17 protein-coding genes and 1 pseudogene are annotated in these 16,653 nt (G+C 65.4%); 3 read left to right on the forward strand and 15 right to left on the reverse strand.

The genetic code is table 11. The annotated features are described in order from the left end of the window. Nucleotide 1 precedes the first annotated feature (1 nt). From ispC to rpsB, 7 genes are read right to left on the reverse strand one after another with little or no spacing between them, the layout of a single operon-like run. Complete coding sequence (gene ispC / locus MIN45_RS03125) at nt 2-1,174, reverse strand: 1-deoxy-D-xylulose-5-phosphate reductoisomerase (RefSeq protein ID WP_286293318.1); 1,173 nt, start codon at nt 1,172-1,174, stop codon at nt 2-4. Next, the gene (locus tag MIN45_RS03130; RefSeq protein WP_286293319.1) at nt 1,171-2,085 is read right to left on the reverse strand and encodes a phosphatidate cytidylyltransferase; all 915 of its coding nucleotides are present in this window, start codon (nt 2,083-2,085) and stop codon (nt 1,171-1,173) included. The genes ispC and MIN45_RS03130 overlap by 4 nt, the downstream gene beginning before the upstream one ends. 34 nt (nt 2,086-2,119) lie before the next feature. Continuing rightward, nucleotides 2,120-2,881 (reverse strand): polyprenyl diphosphate synthase, encoded by a 762-nt coding sequence (uppS, locus tag MIN45_RS03135; RefSeq protein WP_286293321.1) that lies wholly within the window; start codon nt 2,879-2,881, stop codon nt 2,120-2,122. A gap of 9 nt (nt 2,882-2,890) precedes the next feature. Beyond that, on the reverse strand, nt 2,891-3,448 hold the full coding sequence (frr, locus tag MIN45_RS03140; protein ID WP_337250354.1) for a ribosome recycling factor: 558 nt from the start codon (nt 3,446-3,448) through the stop codon (nt 2,891-2,893). Then, on the reverse strand, nt 3,448-4,170 hold the full coding sequence (pyrH, locus tag MIN45_RS03145) for a UMP kinase (protein WP_286293324.1): 723 nt from the start codon (nt 4,168-4,170) through the stop codon (nt 3,448-3,450). Before pyrH ends, frr begins: the two co-directional genes overlap by 1 nt. Nucleotide 4,171: 1 nt before the next feature. Next, nucleotides 4,172-5,059 carry a translation elongation factor Ts gene (tsf, locus tag MIN45_RS03150; RefSeq protein WP_286293325.1) on the reverse strand — a complete coding sequence of 296 codons (888 nt, stop codon included), beginning with the start codon at nt 5,057-5,059 and terminating at the stop codon, nt 4,172-4,174. 27 nt (nt 5,060-5,086) lie between these two features. Continuing rightward, nucleotides 5,087-5,848, reverse strand: coding sequence for a 30S ribosomal protein S2 (rpsB, locus tag MIN45_RS03155; RefSeq protein ID WP_286293327.1), 762 nt, complete (start codon nt 5,846-5,848; stop codon nt 5,087-5,089). 167 nt (nt 5,849-6,015) lie between these two features. Between rpsB and map the strand changes: the two genes are divergently transcribed. Both map and glnD read left to right on the forward strand, forming a co-directional pair. Further along, nucleotides 6,016-6,834, forward strand: coding sequence for a type I methionyl aminopeptidase (gene map / locus MIN45_RS03160; RefSeq protein WP_286293328.1), 819 nt, complete (start codon nt 6,016-6,018; stop codon nt 6,832-6,834). Continuing rightward, a complete protein-coding gene (glnD, locus tag MIN45_RS03165) occupies nt 6,831-9,404 on the forward strand; it encodes a [protein-PII] uridylyltransferase (RefSeq protein WP_286293330.1) in 2,574 nt (857 codons plus the stop codon). The genes map and glnD overlap by 4 nt, the downstream gene beginning before the upstream one ends. Here glnD and MIN45_RS03170 read toward each other — a convergent pair. The 4 genes from MIN45_RS03170 to MIN45_RS03185 are packed head-to-tail and all read right to left on the reverse strand — an operon-like array spanning nt 9,390 to nt 12,913. Then, the gene (locus tag MIN45_RS03170) at nt 9,390-9,767 is read right to left on the reverse strand and encodes a PilZ domain-containing protein (RefSeq protein WP_286293331.1); all 378 of its coding nucleotides are present in this window, start codon (nt 9,765-9,767) and stop codon (nt 9,390-9,392) included. The genes glnD and MIN45_RS03170 overlap by 15 nt on opposite strands. A 6-nt stretch (nt 9,768-9,773) precedes the next feature. After that, complete coding sequence (locus tag MIN45_RS03175; RefSeq protein ID WP_286293332.1) at nt 9,774-10,691, reverse strand: LysR family transcriptional regulator; 918 nt, start codon at nt 10,689-10,691, stop codon at nt 9,774-9,776. Beyond that, complete coding sequence (locus MIN45_RS03180; RefSeq protein WP_422732670.1) at nt 10,684-11,349, reverse strand: uracil-DNA glycosylase; 666 nt, start codon at nt 11,347-11,349, stop codon at nt 10,684-10,686. Before MIN45_RS03180 ends, MIN45_RS03175 begins: the two co-directional genes overlap by 8 nt. Nucleotides 11,350-11,365: 16 nt before the next feature. Further along, entirely contained in the window at nt 11,366-12,913 is a 1,548-nt protein-coding gene (locus tag MIN45_RS03185; RefSeq protein WP_286293333.1) for a 2-isopropylmalate synthase, read from the reverse strand. A 384-nt stretch (nt 12,914-13,297) separates the two neighbouring features. Here MIN45_RS03185 and MIN45_RS03190 point away from each other — a divergent pair. Further along, nucleotides 13,298-13,453 (forward strand): annotated as a pseudogene (locus MIN45_RS03190) (transposase); the annotation flags it as partial. 164 nt (nt 13,454-13,617) lie between these two features. On the opposite strand, the gene ruvB reads toward MIN45_RS03190, so the two are convergent. The 4 genes from ruvB to MIN45_RS03210 all read right to left on the reverse strand — a co-directional run bounded on the left by ruvB (nt 13,618) and on the right by MIN45_RS03210 (nt 16,611). Beyond that, nucleotides 13,618-14,649: a Holliday junction branch migration DNA helicase RuvB gene (gene ruvB / locus MIN45_RS03195; protein WP_286293335.1), complete on the reverse strand. Its 1,032-nt coding sequence runs from the start codon at nt 14,647-14,649 to the stop codon at nt 13,618-13,620. Beyond that, nucleotides 14,646-15,236, reverse strand: a complete 591-nt coding sequence (gene ruvA / locus MIN45_RS03200) for a Holliday junction branch migration protein RuvA (RefSeq protein ID WP_286293338.1) — start codon at nt 15,234-15,236, stop codon at nt 14,646-14,648. The genes ruvB and ruvA overlap by 4 nt, the downstream gene beginning before the upstream one ends. Before the next feature lie 130 nt (nt 15,237-15,366). Beyond that, nucleotides 15,367-15,864 (reverse strand): crossover junction endodeoxyribonuclease RuvC, encoded by a 498-nt coding sequence (gene ruvC / locus MIN45_RS03205; protein ID WP_286293339.1) that lies wholly within the window; start codon nt 15,862-15,864, stop codon nt 15,367-15,369. Further along, entirely contained in the window at nt 15,865-16,611 is a 747-nt protein-coding gene (locus tag MIN45_RS03210) for a YebC/PmpR family DNA-binding transcriptional regulator (RefSeq protein WP_286293340.1), read from the reverse strand. Between the last annotated feature and the right edge of the window lie 42 nt (nt 16,612-16,653).

A 16,653-nucleotide genomic window follows, 5' to 3' on the forward strand; every position in this document is an offset into this window, starting at 1 on the left:
GTTAGCGGGCGATCAGGCTTTCCGCATGACGGCGCGCCTCGGCGTCGGCCGCCAGGACGCTGTCGAGATCGGTGGCGGTGCTGGCGGGGATGGCGTCCAGGGTGTCGGCGATGACCTCGGCGATGGCGGTGAAAGGGATGCGGCGCTCCAGGAAGGCGGCCACCGCCACCTCGTTGGCGGCGTTGAGCAGGGCCGGGGCGGTGCCGCCGGCGCGGGCGGCCTCGAAGGCCAGTCTGAGACAGGGGAAACGGCCGAAATCCGGCTCGCGGAAGTCCAGCCGCGCCACCTCGAACAGATCCAGCGGCTCGACCCCGGAATCGATCCGCTCCGGCCAGGCCAAACCGTAGGCGATGGGGATGCGCATGTCGGGGTTGCCCAGCTCGGCCAGCACCGAGCCGTCGTCGTAATCCACCAGGGAGTGGATCACGCTCTGGGGGTGGATCACCACCTGGATGCGCTCCGGGGGCAGGTCGAAAAGCAGACAGGCCTCGATGACCTCCAGGCCCTTGTTCATCATGGTGGCCGAATCCACCGAGATTTTCCTGCCCATGTCCCACTTGGGATGGGCCACCGCCTGTTCCGGGGTGACGTGGGCCAGGCGCTCCAGCGGGGTGTCGAGGAACGGCCCGCCCGAAGCGGTCAGCAGGATCCGGCGCACCGCCGCCGGGGGATGTCCGGCGCGGTAGCCAGCGGGCATGCACTGGAAGATGGCGTTGTGCTCGCTGTCGATGGGCAGCAGCTCCGCGTCCGCCTCCCGCACCGCCTCCATGAACACCGGCCCGGAAACCACCAGCGCCTCCTTGTTGGCCAGCAGAACGCGCTTGCCGGCCCGGGCCGCCGCCAGCGTCGGCAGCAAGCCAGCGGCGCCGACGATGGCGGCCATGACGTAATCGACCTCGGGCAGGGTGGCCACGGCGGTCAGCCCCACCTGACCGTGCAACACTTGGGTGTCCAGCCCGGCCTCACCTAAACGCTGCCGCAGCGCGGCGGCATCGTCTTCCTCGCCTACCACGGCATAGGCGGGGCGGTGCTGCAGGCACTGGTGGTAAAGGTCTTCGACACGGCGGTGGCCGGTCAACGCCACCACCCGGTAACGCTCCGGATGGCGTGCCACCACGTCGAGGGTGCTGACCCCGATCGAGCCGGTGGCGCCAAGGATGCACAACCCTTTCACCAGAACATCTCCCGTCCGTAGAAACCGGCATAGAGTACACAGCCGGCCGCCAGCAGGCTGTCGATGCGGTCGAGCAACCCACCGTGTCCCGGCAGCAACCGGCCGGAATCCTTGACCCCGGCCCAGCGCTTGTACAGGCTCACCAGCAGGTCACCGCAGATGGAAACCAGCACCACGATCAGCGCCAGCAGGGTGAAGTCGAGCACATCCTTGATGGAAAACTCTAGGAAGAAATAGCCGATCCCGGCGGCGAACAGGGCGCAGGCCAACAGGGCGCCATAGACGCCTTCCAGGGTCTTGCCCGGGCTGATGGCCGGGGCCAGCGCCGTCCGCCCCCACTTGCGGCCGGCGAAATAGGCGGCGCTGTCGGCGATCCACACCAGCAGCAGCAGATAGAGGATGGACGCGTTGCCGAAATTGGCCCGCAGGCGCGCCATGATCAGCCAGGCGGTACAGAGGACGAACCAGGCGACGAAGACCCGCAGCCCACGGGACCAGACCTGTTTCACCAGCCGCTCCGGCCAGGTGCGCAGATAGAAACCGAACCCGAGCCAGAACAGCAGCGTCGGCCAGACGATGTGATCGAGGGCCAGCACCGCCTTCATCAGCCACGGCTGCCCCGTGGTCGCCGCCAGCCAGCCGACCAGTCTGGGCCAGTACCAGGCCAATATCTGGAACGCCAGCACCAAGGCGACGAAAACGATCCTTCCCGGAACTTTGCGGATTCCCGCCAGGGCGCTCCATTCCCAAGCGGCGGCGAGGATGACCACGCCCCAGGCGATGAGAAAGCCTTTGACCGGCAGATAGTAGACCGCCCCCAGCACTAGGGGAATCAGCACCGCGGCGGTGGCGAGCCGCAACGTCAGATTGCGGTTCCAGAGGGGGGATGGGGAGGTGGTGGTTTCAGCCATGGGCTCGTATCTTGGTTTTCGTTATCGTTGTGGTTCAGGCGCTCGATGCCGACAGCCTGCGCGCCAGTTGTTCGCTGGTGTGACCGAAACGGCGCTCGCGGCGGGCGTATTCGGCCAGGGCCTTGTCCAGTTCGGCCTCGTCGAAGTCCGGCCACAGCACCTTGGTGAAGTACAGTTCGGTGTAGGCCAGCTGCCACAGCAGGAAATTGCTGATCCGCAGCTCGCCCCCGGTGCGGATGAACAGGTCCGGCTCCGGCAGACCGGCGAAGGACAGATGGGCGGCCAGCTTCTCCTCGTCGATCTCGTCGGGCGCGAGCCGACCTGCCGCCACCTCGCGGGCCAGCTTCCGGGCCGCCTGGGCGATGTCCCAGCGGCCGCCGTAGTTAGCGGCGATGAGCAGGGTCATGCGGTCGTTGCCTGCAGTCAGCGCCTCGGCCTCGGCGATCTTCGCCTGCAGCGCGGGGGAAAAGGCGCTACGGTCACCGATGATGCGCAGGCGGATGCCGTTCTCGTCGAGCTTGCGGGCCTCGCGGGCCAGGGTCATTTCGAACAGCCGCATCAGGACGCTGACCTCCTCCGCAGGCCGGCGCCAGTTCTCGCTGCTGAAGGCGAACAGGGTCAGGGCTTGGATGCCGCGCCTGGCGCAATACTCCACCGTCTTGCGGACCGCAGTCACCCCTGCTTGGTGGCCGGCGGTCCGGGGCAGATGGCGGCGGCGCGCCCAGCGGCCGTTGCCATCCATGATGATGGCGACATGGCGGGGCAGCGTGGATTCCTCTGGCAGGGGTTGGGTCATGCAGAATGGCTACAGCGACAGCAGGTCTTTTTCCTTCTCCGCCAGGATGGCGTCGATCTTCTTGATGTAGTCGTCGGTCAGCTTCTGGATCTGCTCTTCGGCGCGGCGCGCCTCGTCCTCGGTGACGAGCTTTTCCTTGAGCGCTTCTTTCAGTTCCTGATTGGCCTCGCGGCGGATGTTGCGGATGGCGATGCGGCCCTGTTCGGCCTCGTGTCGGGCGACCTTGACCAGCTCCTTGCGGCGCTCCTCGGTCAGCGCCGGCAGCGGCACCCGGATGACGGTTCCGGCGGTCATGGGGTTGATACCCAGATCCGATTCCATGATCGCCTTCTCGATCACCGCCACCATGTTGCGCTCCCATGGCGTGATGGTCAGGGTGCGGGCATCCTCCACGGCGACGTTGGCCACCTGGCTGATGGGCACCTCGCTGCCGTAGTAGCTCACCTTGATGTGATCGAGCAGGCTGGGATGGGCGCGGCCGGTGCGGATCTTGGCCAGCTCCTGCTTGATGGCCGCGACGGTCTTCTCCATCTTGGCCTTGGCTTCTTTGCGTATGTCCTCAATCATCAATGCCTCCCCGTATCGATGAGTGAACCGATGTCCTCGCCTTGGACCAGCCGCAGGATCGCCCCCGGTTCGAACACGTTCATCACCCGCAGGGGCAGGTCGTGATCGCGGCACAGCACCAGCGCGGTGGTGTCCATCACCGCCAGCCGGCGCTGGAGAGCCTCGTCGTAGGTCAGATAGGGAATCTTCTCCGCGGCCGGATCCTTGAAAGGATCGGCGCTATAGACGCCGTCCACCTTGGTGGCCTTGATCAGCAGATCGGCGTCGATCTCGATGGCCCGCAGGCTGGCGGCAGAATCGGTGGTGAAGAAGGGATTGCCGAGTCCGGCGGCGAAGATCACCACCCGCCCTTTTTCCAGATGGCGCACGGCGCGGCGGCGGATGTAGTCCTCGCACACCTGGTTGATCTTCAGGGCCGACATCACCCGCACCGGCTGCCCCAGATGCTCGATGGCGTCCTGCATCGCCAGGGCGTTGATGACCGTAGCCAGCATGCCCATGTGGTCGCCGGTGACCCGATCGAGCCCCTCGGAGGCCAGCTGGGCGCCGCGGATGATGTTGCCGCCGCCGATCACCAGGCCGATTTCGACGCCGATGCCGCGCAGCTGCACGATTTCCCTGGCCAGACGGTGGACGGGGCCGGCATCGAGGCCGGACTCCCGTTCCCCCATCAGCGCTTCACCGCTGAGCTTCAGTAAGATCCGGCGGTAGCGCGGTTCCATGTCAGTCGCCGCGAACCTGGGCCATCACTTCCTCGGCGAAGTCGGCCTGCTGCTTCTCGATGCCTTCGCCGACCTCGAAGCGGACGAAACGGACCACCCTGGCACCCTTCTGCTTCAGAAGCTGGGCGACGCTCAGATCCGTGTCCTTGACGAAAGGCTGGCCCAACAGGGTGATTTCCTTGAGGAACTTGCGCAGGCGGCCTTCCACCATCTTCTCGACGATGTTGGCCGGCTTGCCACTGGCCTCGGCTTGGGCGGTGAAGATTTCCTTTTCCTTCTCCAGGGTTTCGGCCGGCACGTCCTGCTCTTCCACGCACACCGGCTTGCTGGCGGCGATGTGCATGGCGATGTCCTTGGCCAATTCGTCGTCGCCGCCTTCCATCTCCACTACTACGCCGATGCGGTTGCCGTGGAGATAGCAGGCCAGCTTGCCGGCCTCGGTCTCGAACTTCATCAGGCGGCGGATGGCGATGTTCTCGCCCAGCTTGGCCACTAGCTCGCGACGGGACTCCTCGATGGTGGGACCGCCTTCCTCGATCGGGGTTTCGAGCAGTTGCTCGACGGTTTCGACGCCGGTTTCCAGGGCGCGCTGGGCAACCTTGTCGACGAACTTGAGGAAATCCTCGTTCTTGGCGACGAAATCGGTTTCGCTGTTGACCTCCAGGATCACGGCGCGCTTGCCGTCGTCGGACACCTTGATGGCGATCTTGCCTTCGGCGGCGGTGCGGCCGGCCTTCTTGTCGGCCTTGGCCAACCCGGCCTTGCGCATGTGTTCGATGGCGGCCTCGATGTCGCCGCCGGTTTCCACCAGGGCCTTCTTGCATTCCATCATGCCGGCGCCGGTACGCTCACGCAGCGCCTTGACCATGGCAGCGGTAATATTGCTCATCTCTCGCTTCTACCTCTTGCTTGGATTTCAGTCCTGAGCGGCGGTTTCCGCCGCGTTTTCTTCCGGCGCCTCGACGAACTCGTCGGCGGCTGCGACCATCTCCACCTGACTGGCCTTGCCTTCCAGGATCGCCGTCGCCGCCAGACGGCAGTACAGCTGAAGGGCGCGGATGGAGTCGTCGTTGCCGGGAATGATGTAATCGATGCCGGTGGGATCGTTGTTGGTGTCCACCACGCCGACCACCGGAATGCCCAGCTTCTTCGCCTCCTTGACGGCGATGTACTCCTGGCCGACGTCGAGGACGAACAGCACGTCGGGCAGGTCGTTCATGTCCTTGATGCCGCCGAGGCTGCGCTCGAGCTTCTCCAGCTCCCGCATCAGCTCCAGGGCCTCACGTTTGCTGAAGCGCTGCAGACTGCCGTCGTCACGCATGGCCTCCAGCTCTTTCAGGCGCTTGACCGACTGGCGAATGGTCTTGAAATTGGTCAGGGTGCCGCCGAGCCAGCGGTGGTTCACGTAGGGCATGCCGCAGCGCGTCGCCTCTTCCTGCACCGCCTTCTGGGCGGTCTTCTTGGTGCCCACGAACAGCACCACGCCCTTGTTGGCGGCGGTGTCCTCGAGGAAGTTCATCGCCTGCCTGAGCAGCGGCAGGGTCTTTTCCAGGTTGATGATGTGGATGCCGGCGCGGACCCCATAGATGTAGGGGGCCATTTTGGGGTTCCAATAGCGCTTTTGATGGCCGAAATGCACGCCTGCCTCGAGCAGCTCGCGCATGGTGACGTCTACCATGGATTCACTCCTGATTGTCGGTTGGGGTTAAGCCTCCACCCATCCCGCCCGGCGACCCGTCCCGTCTGTCGGAACGAGCACCCCGCCGGCCGTGTCGATAGGTGTGTGGATTGCTGTTAAAATAGCCGAAGTTTATATCACGAAACCCGATCTCACGACAACGCCTTATGCAACACGGACCCCTGCGCCGCCGGCGCCGCGACTTTCACCTCAAGACCCCGGAAGAGCTGGAAAAGATGCGCGTCGCGGGCCGACTCGCCGCCGAGGTGCTCGATTTCATCGCCCCCTACGTCAAACCCGGGGTGACCACGGAGAAACTGGACCGGCTGTGCCACGAATACATCGTCGAAGCGCAGAAAGCGATCCCGGCGCCGCTCAACTACCGCGGCTTTCCCAAGTCCATCTGCACCTCGGTGAACCACCAGGTGTGCCACGGCATCCCCGGCAACAAACGGCTCAAGAACGGCGACATCGTCAATATCGACATCACCGTCATCAAGGACGGCTGGCACGGGGACACCAGCAAGATGTTCTTCGTCGGCGAGCCCTCGCTGAAGGCCAGAAGACTGGTGAACGTGGCCCAGGAGGCGCTGTACCGCGGCATCCGCGAGGTCCGTCCCGGCGTGGACCTGGGCCAGATCGGCCACGTGATCCAGAAATACGTCGAGTCCCAGGGCTATTCGGTGGTGCGGGAGTTCTGCGGCCACGGCATCGGCCGCGAGTTCCACGAGGAGCCCCAGGTGCTCCACTACGGCAAGCCGGATACCGGCATCATCCTGGAGCCGGGCATGACCTTCACCATCGAACCGATGGTCAACGCCGGCAAGCGCCAGGTGAAGGTGCTGCCCGACGGCTGGACCGTGGTGACCAAGGACCGCAGCCTCTCGGCCCAGTGGGAGCACACTCTGGCGGTGACCGAAGACGGGGTCGAGGTCCTGACCCTGCGCGACGAGGAGGACTTCCCCCGCACCCTACGCGGCGAATGACCGATCTGGCCGCGCTGAAACATGCCCTGCAGGCCTTTCACGACGAGCTGGCCCAGCGCTTCCGGGCCGGCGCCCCCATCGAATCCCTGATCCACGCCCGCGCCGATTTCGTCGATGCCCTGCTGCGCGGCTGCTGGCGGCGTCTGGGCGATCATGCTGCCACCGCCGCCCTGGTGGCGGTGGGCGGCTATGGGCGCCGGGAACTCCATCCGCATTCGGACATCGACCTGCTGGTGCTGGTGCCGGAGGCGCCGCCGCCGGCGCTGACGGAAAAGCTCGGCCGCCTGTTCACCCTGCTGTGGGACATCGGCCTCAAACCAGGCCACAGCGTGCGCACCGTGCCCCAGTGCCTGGAAGCGGCCGCCACCGACCAGACCGTGGTCACCAATCTGATGGACGCCCGCCGTCTCGACGGCGACCCCGACTTGTTCGCCGCCATGAAAGCAGGCATCGCCCCGCAACGTCTGTGGCCTTCTGACGCTTTCTTCCGTGCCAAGCTCGCCGAACAGGAAGCCCGCTACGCCAAGTACCACGACACCGCCTACAACCTCGAACCCAACCTCAAGGAAGGCCCCGGCGGCCTGCGCGACATCCAGACCGTCGCCTGGGTCATCAAGCGCCATTTCGACACCGCCACCCTGCGGGAGCTGGTGGCGCGCGGTTTCCTCGACGAGGCCGAATACGCCGAACTGCGACGCGCCCTGCATCATCTTTGGCGGGTCCGCTTCGCCCTCCATCTGCTCGCCGGCCGCTGCGAGGACCGGCTGCTGTTCGACTACCAGCGTGATCTGGCCCGTCAGTTCGGCCACCGGGGCGACGGCAACGCGCCGGTAGAAGCGTTCATGCAGGATTACTTCCGCACCGCCCGCAGCGTCCAGTGTCTCAACGAGATCCTGCTGCAGCGGCTGGGCGAGGCGCTGAACCCCGGTTTCCGGGCCGAAGCGCAAATCCTCGACGACCGTTTCCAGATCGTCAACGGCTATCTGGAGATCCGCCGTCCCGAGCTTTTCCGGCAAGACCCCCTGACACTGCTGGAAGTCTTCCTGCAGCTGCAGCGCCACCCCGAGCTCAAGGGCATCCGTGCCGATACCGTCCGCGCCATCCGCCGCCACCTGCATCTGATCGACGACCGTTTCCGCGCCGATCCCAAAGCCTGCCGTTTGTTTCTGGAAATCTTCCGCCAGCCCGCCGGGGTCACCCACCAACTGCGGCGCATGAACCGCTACGGCGTGCTGGCGGCCTATCTGCCGGAATTCGCTCGCATCGTCGGCAGGATGCAGTACGATCTGTTCCACAGTTATACCGTGGATGCGCACATCCTCTTCACCGTCCGCAATCTGCGCCGCCTGGGGCTGCCCCGGCACCGCGACGAGGTGCCCTTCGCCGCCGCCGTGTTTCCCCAGCTTTCCAGGCCGGAGATCCTCTATCTGGCCGGACTGTACCACGATATGGGCAAGGGCTGGGGAGGCGATCATTCCGTGATCGGCGAGCGGCTGGCGCGCGCCTTCTGCCGCCGCCACGGGTTGGATGAACACGACACCGAGCTGATCTGCTGGCTGGTGCGCCATCATCTGCTGATGTCGGTCACCGCCCAGCGCAAGGACATCCAGGATCCGGACGTGGTGGCGGAATTCGCCTGCCAGGTGGGCAACGAGGAACGTCTCGACCACCTGTACCTGCTGACCGTGGCCGACATCCGTGCCACCAATCCCACCCTGTGGAACTCGTGGCGCGACAGTCTGTTGCAGGAGCTTTACCTAGCCACCCGCCGAGTCCTGCGCCAGGGAAAACAGCCAATCGACGCACGGGCCCGCATCGACGGACGGCGGGAAGCCGCCATCGAGCAGCTGCGACAGCTGGGATTGGATACCGAAGCCGTGCGGCCTGTCTGGAACACCTTCAGCCACGACTATTTCCTCCGCTGCCACCCGGACGAGTGCGTCTGGCACACCGTCGCCATCGCCGCCACTGCGGATGACGATCTGCCTCTGGTGATGATCCGCCCCCACGACCACCGCGGCAGCACCGACGTCTTCATCTACATGCGTGACCGGGACGGCATCTTCGCTCACACCGTCGCCCTGCTCGACCGCCTGGGGCTCACCATTCTCACCGCCCGCCTCGACACCACCGACGACGGCTACGCGGTCAACAGCTTTCGGGTGCTGGAACGGGACGGCACCCCCATCACCGAGCTGGCGCGGGAACAACAGATCGCGCAGCAGCTGAAACGCTGCCTCAAGACCCCTACCCCCCATTGTTTCCGGATCACCCGCAGGCCGGGGCGCCAGTTGCGTCATTTCAGCCTGCCCACCCAGGTCCGCTTCAGCGAGGACGCCAAGGGACATACGGTGATGGAACTGGTCGCCGCCGACCGTCCCGGCCTGCTGGCGGCGGTGGCCAAGGTATTCGACGAATTCGGCCTGCGCCTGCACGAGGCCCGGATCTCGACCCTGGGACAGCGGGCCGAAGACGTCTTCCATCTGACCGACCGCTGCAACCTGCCCCTGGCCGAAGACCGTCGCCGGCAACTGGCGGCGCGCCTGACTGCAGCGTTAGGGGGGAGTTGAGGGTCTGGCGGCGGTGTTGAGGAGCACGCGCTCGACCTCGACCACGTCGCTCTGCAGCGGATCGGCGTAGCTGAGACCGATACAGTAGCGGTCGCGCGAGAGACGGCGCACGAAGACGATGCGGCAGCGAAGCTGCAGCGGCTGGCTTTCCGGCTGAAAGCAGACATCCACCTCGATCGGACGCCCGTGGCGGTCGAGACAGTCCCCGCCTGGGGCGATGATCTCGCTGTCCAGGGCGTCGCAGTGGATTTGTAACCCCCCGCCGGAGACGTCGAACACCCGTACCGGCAGCTCCATCCCCGAGGCCAGCTTGACGGTTCCGGGCAAATCGACGTGAATGCGAAGAAAACGCCTGCGATCCATAACCATTCAGGCCGCGCGCCACTTTTCCCAATAGGGCACAGGGTGCAACCGTTCGGCGAGAAAATCAAGAAAAGTGCGCACCTTGGCCGACAGATGGCGGCGGTGAGGATAGACCGCGTAGATATCCATCGGCGCCATTTCGTAATCTTCCAATACCGTCTCCAAGCGCTTCTTCTCCAGATCCTGGCCGACGATGTAGGTGGGCAGCACTACCAGCCCCAGGCCGTGGATCGCCGCCAGGCGCAGAGGATCGGCGGTATTGGCTTGAAGATTGCCGGCGACCTTGACGGTGATGGTTTCACCGTCAGGATCGGTGAAACGCCAATAGTCGTGAGGCTCGAAACCCCAGTTGACGAGGCAGTTGTGCTGTCTGAGGTCATGGGGATGACGCGGCCAACCGTGTTTTTTGAAGTATTCCGGAGCGCCGCACACCACCCGCGGCGAACTGGCGAGCCGCCGGGCGATGAGACTGGAATCAGGCTGCTCCCCCAGCCGGATCGCCAGATCCAGTCCTTCCGCCACCACGTCCACCAGGCCACCGCGCACCACCAGATCGACCCGCACCTTGGGATACTGTTTCAGGTAGGCGGCGATGGTGGGGGCTAGATGGAAGGTGCCGAAAAAAGGCGGCGTGGAGATGCGCAGCAGGCCCTGGGGCTCGGTGTGGAGCTGGCTCACCGCCAGCTCGGTTTCCTCGATGTCCTCGAGAATCTGCTGGCAGCGTTCCAGATAGGCGGCACCCGCCTCGGTGAGGCTGATCTTGCGGGTGGTGCGGTTGAGCAACCGCACCCCCAAGCTGTTTTCCAGGTGCATCACATGCTTGGTGGCCATCGCCCGGGAGATGCCCAGTTCCTTGGCGGCGGCGGCGAAGCTGCCGTGCTTGGCCACCCTGGCGAACACCTTCATGCTGGTGAGTTTATCCATCGGTCTCCTGGAGTCGTTGGTGATAGACCCGCCAAGCGAATTTCAGATCCTCCCACGCCTGGCGCTTGGCCGCCGGGTTGCGCAGCAGATAGGCCGGATGATAGATCACGATCAGGGGAATGCCGTCGTAATCGTGCACCTTGCCCCTGAGACGCGCCAGCGGTGCCTTGGTCCTGAGCAGGGCCTGGGCGGCGATCCGCCCCACCGCCAGGATGATTCTGGGCCGGACCAAGGCGATCTGGCGCTGCAGGAACGGCTCACAGGCGGCCACCTCCTCCGGCCTGGGATCGCGGTTGCCGGGAGGGCGGCATTTCACGACATTACAGAGATACACCTGCTCGCGCCGGTAACCCAGAGCCCGGATCATCTCGTCGAGCAGCTTGCCGGCGCGGCCGACGAAGGGCTCGCCCTTCAGGTCTTCCTGCTCTCCCGGCCCCTCACCGATGAGCATCCAGTCGGCGTGGCGGTCGCCGGTGCCGGGGACGGTGTGGGTGCGGGTCTTGTGCAGGTCGCAGGCGGTGCAGCGGGCGATCTCGTCGATCAACCGACGCCACAGTTCGTCCTCGTCCGCCGGGGCGGCGTTCGAATCGGCCTCGCCCACGGGCTGGCGCAACTCCCATGCCTCGATGCCCATCGCCTGCAGGTATCTGAGCCGCACCGGGTCCACCGCCGTCTCAGACGTCCGCCGCCTGCGGATGTTTGCGGGCCTCGGGGCTCAGCAGACGGTTGACCGCATGGACGTAGGCCTTGGCCGAGGCGATGACGATGTCGGTGTCGGCCCCCTGGCCGTTGACGATACGGCCGGCCTTCTCCAGACGCACGGTCACCTCCCCCTGGGCGTCGGTGCCGGTGGTGATGGCGTTGACCGAATACAGCAGCAAGGTCGCGCCGGTGTTCAGAACCGACTCGATCGCCTTGAAGGTGGCGTCCACCACCCCGCTGCCCTCGGCCTCACCGGTCTTTTCCTCACCGTCGACCTTGAGGACCACCTTCGCCCTGGGGGTTTCCCCGGTGTCGGCGCAGACGTGCAGGGCGATCAGCTTCACCCGTTCCGCCTCGGCGTCGAGGATCTGTTCGGAGATCAGCGCCTGTAGGTCCTCGTCGAAGATCTCGTGTTTCTTGTCCGCCAGATCCTTGAAGCGGGCGAAGGCTTCATTGAGGGCTTCCTCGGTGTCGAATTCGATGCCCAGCTCCTTCATGCGGGTGCGGAAGGCGTTGCGTCCCGAATGCTTGCCCAGCACCATGCGGTTGGCTTTCCAACCCACGTCCTCGGCGCGCATGATCTCGTAGGTCTCGCGGTGCTTGAGGACACCGTCCTGATGGATGCCGGACTCGTGGGCGAAGGCATTGGCGCCGACGATGGCCTTGTTGGGCTGCACCGGAAAACCGGTGATCGAGGCCACCAGCTTGGAACAGGGCACGATTTCACGAGTGTTGATGCGGGTGTCGCAGGGGAACACGTCCTGGCGGGTGCGCACCGCCATCACCACCTCCTCCAGCGCCGCATTGCCGGCCCGTTCCCCCAGGCCGTTGATGGTGCATTCCACCTGACGGGCGCCCCCCAGAACCGCCGCCAGGGAATTGGCCACCGCCAGCCCCAGGTCGTTGTGGCAGTGGACCGAAAAGACGGCCCGGTCGGCATTGGGGATGCGCTCGATCAAGCGGGCGATCAGAGCGCCGAACTCGTGCGGCAGGGTATAACCGACGGTATCGGGGATGTTGATGGTGGTAGCCCCGGCGGCGATCACCGCCTCGATGACGCGGCAGAGAAAATCCTCCTCGCTGCGGCCGGCGTCCTCGGGGGAAAATTCCACGTCGTCGGTGTAGCGGCGGGCGTGTTTGACCGCCGCCACCGCCCGTTCCACCACCTGGTCCGGGGTCATGCGCAGCTTGCGCTCCATGTGGATCGGCGAGGTGGCGATGAAGGTATGGATGCGCGGCTGCCTGGCAGCCTTCAGGGCTTCGCCGGCGCGGTCGATGTCCTGCTCCAGCGCCCGGGCCAAACCGCAAACGCGACAGTCGTCCACGGCGCTTGCCACCGCCTGCACCGCCTCGAAATCGCCGGGGCTGGCGGCGGGGAAACCGGCTTCGATCACGTCCACCCGCAGGCGCTCGAGGGCCTTGGCGATGCGGACCTTCTCCTCACGGTTCATGGAAGCGCCCGGACTCTGCTCGCCGTCGCGCAGGGTGGTGTCGAAGATTATCAACGGGTCTTTGTTCATGCTGCTGGCTCCTGAAAAGTGTCGCGGTGACTGCGGGTACGGAATGGAGGATGATGGTTCATGCCCCTAACGGGGCAGACGCAGTACCGCTAGCCGGCAGGAACGGAAACCGGGGGACGGGAAGGGAATGGTCTTGGATTTTCTATCTTGAATGTTCATGGCCTTGAAACAATCCGTTCCGACGGGGAAATATACCCTGAGACGGCGCAATTGCCAAGCTGCAGGCTAGGACGATCAGCCACGCCAGGGATCGATCACCGGTACCGGCAATCCCCGGAAGTCTCTGGCATTCCAGGTGACGACCGTCAGTCCGGGCATGATGGCAGTGGAGTTGCCCCGTTCGTTTTCGCGGACACCTGAAGATTCGAGAGGAGGTGTCTGGAAATGGGCAAGATGAGAAAACCGTATCCGCCGGAGTTCCGGCAACAGATGGTCGAGCTGGTGCGGGCTGGACGGACGCCGGAGTCGCTGGCCCGCCAATTTGAACCGACGGCGGAAAACATCCGCAACTGGGTCAGGCAGGCTGATCGCAACGAGGCCGGCCGGCGCCGGACCTGGTGAAGCAGGATTTACCACCGAGCCCCCGAACCGAATGTGGAACTGTCCACTGAAGCGGGGTAACTCCACTCCCACAGCTTACTTTCGAAGCCCAGGTTGGCGCCGTTGTTGGTTTTCGCCATGTTGCCTCCCGAGACAGGTCATTTTCAGGGGGTGTCGAACAAATCCGGCGTCGTGTTTTCCGGCGGCGTCAGGCCGAAATGCAGATACGCCCGGGGGGTCGCCATGCGCCCGCGGGGGGTGCGCATCAGGTAACCCTGCTGGATCAGGTAGGGTTCGAGCACGTCCTCGATGGTGCCGCGTTCCTCGCCGATGGCGGCGGCGAGGCTGTCGAGGCCGACGGGGCCGCCGTCGAACTTGCCGATCAGGGTCTTGAGGAGCTGGCGGTCGAGGGGATCGAAGCCGCAGGGATCGACCTTGAGCATTTCCAGGGCGGCGGCGGCGATCTCGCGGCTGACCCGGCCGTCGCTTTTCACCTGGGCGTAGTCGCGCACCCGCCGCAGCAGGCGGTTGGCGATGCGGGGCGTGCCGCGGGCACGGCGGGCGATCTCCTCGGCGCCGCCCGCGTCGATCTCCAACCCCAGGATGCGGGCGGAACGGGTGACGATTCTGCCCAGATCGGCGACCGAATAGAACTCCAGACGCTGGACGATGCCGAAGCGGTCGCGCAGGGGCGAGGTCAGCAATCCGGCGCGAGTGGTGGCGCCCACCAGGGTGAAGGGCGGCAGATCCAGCTTGATGGAACGGGCCGCCGGGCCCTCGCCGATGACGATGTCGAGCTGGAAGTCCTCCATCGCCGGATACAGCACTTCCTCCACCACCGGGCTGAGGCGGTGGATCTCGTCGATGAACAGCACGTCGTGGGATTCCAGGTTGGTGAGAATGGCGGCCAGATCGCCGGGTTTCTCCAGCACCGGCCCGGAGGTCTGGCGCAGGTTGACCCCCATCTCGGCGGCGATGATGTGGGCCAGGGTGGTCTTGCCCAGCCCCGGCGGGCCGAAGATCAGCACGTGGTCGAGGGCCTCGCCGCGCCCCCGGGCGGCCTCGATGAAGATCGCCAGCTGCTCCTTGAGCTGGGGCTGGCCGATGTAGTCTTCCAGCCGGCGGGGGCGGATGGCACGGTCGAGGGCAGCCTCGTCGCGGCTTTGGACGGGGGTGACGAGGCGCTCCGCGGTCATCGGCTCCCCACCTGCTTCAACGCCAACCGGATCAGTTCCTCCACCGAATCGGCCTCGCCTGCCACCTGCTTCAGCAACCGCCCGGCTTCGGCAGGTTTGAAGCCGAGGGCCACCAGCGCCTCGATGGCCTCGGCCACCGGATCGGCGGCTGTGCCGGCGGGCAGGGTGACGATGGCGTCGGACGGTTGCGGGAGGCGGTCGCGCATTTCGACGATGAGGCGCTCGGCGGTCTTCTTGCCGATGCCGGGAAGGCGCTGGAGGGTGGCGGCGTCGCCGAATTCGATGCAGCGGTGGAAGTCCTCGCAGCTCAAACCGGAGAGGATCGCCAGGGCCATCTTGGCACCCACGCCGTTGACCCGGATCAGGGCGCGGAACAGGGCACGTTCGGCCTCGGTGGCGAAACCGAACAGGGTGTGGGCCTCCTCGCGCACCACCAGATGGGTGTAGAGCATCACCTCTTCGCCGGTTTCCGGCAACTGGTAGAAAGTGGACATGGGGGCGTCCACCTCGTAACCCACGCCGCCCACGTCGAGCAGCAGGGAGGGCGGTTGCTTGAGGGCCAGACGGCCACGGAGGAAACCGATCATGGGGATGGGCTCCAAAAAAGGCGGAGGGGATGTCCAGCTGCAGGGCGTACCCGGCCTGGATGGCCGGGTATCGAGCTTACAGGGACGTACTGGCAGCGTCCCGGAAGCTGGACATTCCCTCCGCCTTTCCTCATCGTTCCGACACCGCCAGCCGCTGCCGGGTCTGTTGATAATGGGCGTGGCACAGAGCCACGGCCAGAGCGTCGCTGGCGTCCAGGGCCAGTTCGCCGCGGAAGTTGAGCAGCAGCTTCACCATGTACTGCACCTGCTGCTTGTCCGCCCCGCCCCTGCCCACCACCGCCTGCTTGACCTGGCGGGTGGCGTATTCGTGCACCGGCAGGCTCCTTGCCAGACCGGCGCAAATGGCCGCCCCGCGGGCCTGGCCCAGCTTCAGGGCGGAATCGGCGTTCTTGTGCATGAAGACCTGCTCCACCGCCACCACCTCCGGCCGCCAGGTCTCCACCACCTCCAGGATGCCGTCGTAGATCGCCTTGAGGCGGGCGGGAAAATGCCTGGCTGCTGTGGTCACACAGCCGGCCGCCACCAATCGCAGCCGGGCGCCTTCGGCGTCGACGATGCCGTAGCCGGTGATCCGGGAGCCGGGATCGACGCCGAGAATCCGTACCATCTAGGCGATCTTTTCCAGCACGTCCTCGCTGATGTCGGCGTTGGAATAGACCTGCTGCACGTCGTCCAGATCCTCCAGCCGCTCCAGCAGGCGGATCATCTTCTCCGCATCCCCGGCATCGAGGTGAACGGTGGTGCTGGCGCGCATGGTCACTTCCGCCGACTCCGGCTTCAGACCGGCGTTTTCCAAGGCTTTTTTGACCGCCTCGAAGTCTTCCGGCGCGGTCAACACTTCGATGCTACCATCGTCGTGGGTGATGACATCCTCGGCCCCGGCCTCCAGCGCCGCTTCCATGATGGCGTCCTCGTCGCTGCCGGCGGGAAAGTTGATCACCCCGGCCTTGCTGAACAGATAAGCCACCGAACCGTCGGTGCCCAGATTGCCGCCCGCCTTGGTAAAGGCGTGGCGCACCTCGGCCACGGTGCGGTTGCGGTTGTCGGTCAGGCAATCGACCATCACCGCCACCCCGCCGGGCCCGTAACCCTCGTAGCGGACCTCTTCGTAGTTGCTGTCGTCACCGGCGCCGGTGCCCTTGTTGATGGCCCGCTGGATGGTGTCCTTGGGCATGTTGTGGGACAGGGCCTTGTCGATGGCGGCGCGAAGGCGCGGATTGTTGGCCGGATCGCCCCCGCCCATGCGGGCGGCCACGGTCAGCTCGCGGATCAGCTTGGTGAAGATCTTGCCGCGCTTGGCGTCCTGCGCGCTCTTGCGATGGCGAATGTTCGCCCATTTGCTGTGTCCTGCCATAGTCTCTCGTCACGGTTGGTCAAATCGCTTCATTATACCCAC

It is taken from the genome of Methylomarinovum tepidoasis (assembly GCF_030294985.1).
GTDB lineage: Bacteria > Pseudomonadota > Gammaproteobacteria > Methylococcales > Methylothermaceae > Methylohalobius > Methylohalobius tepidoasis.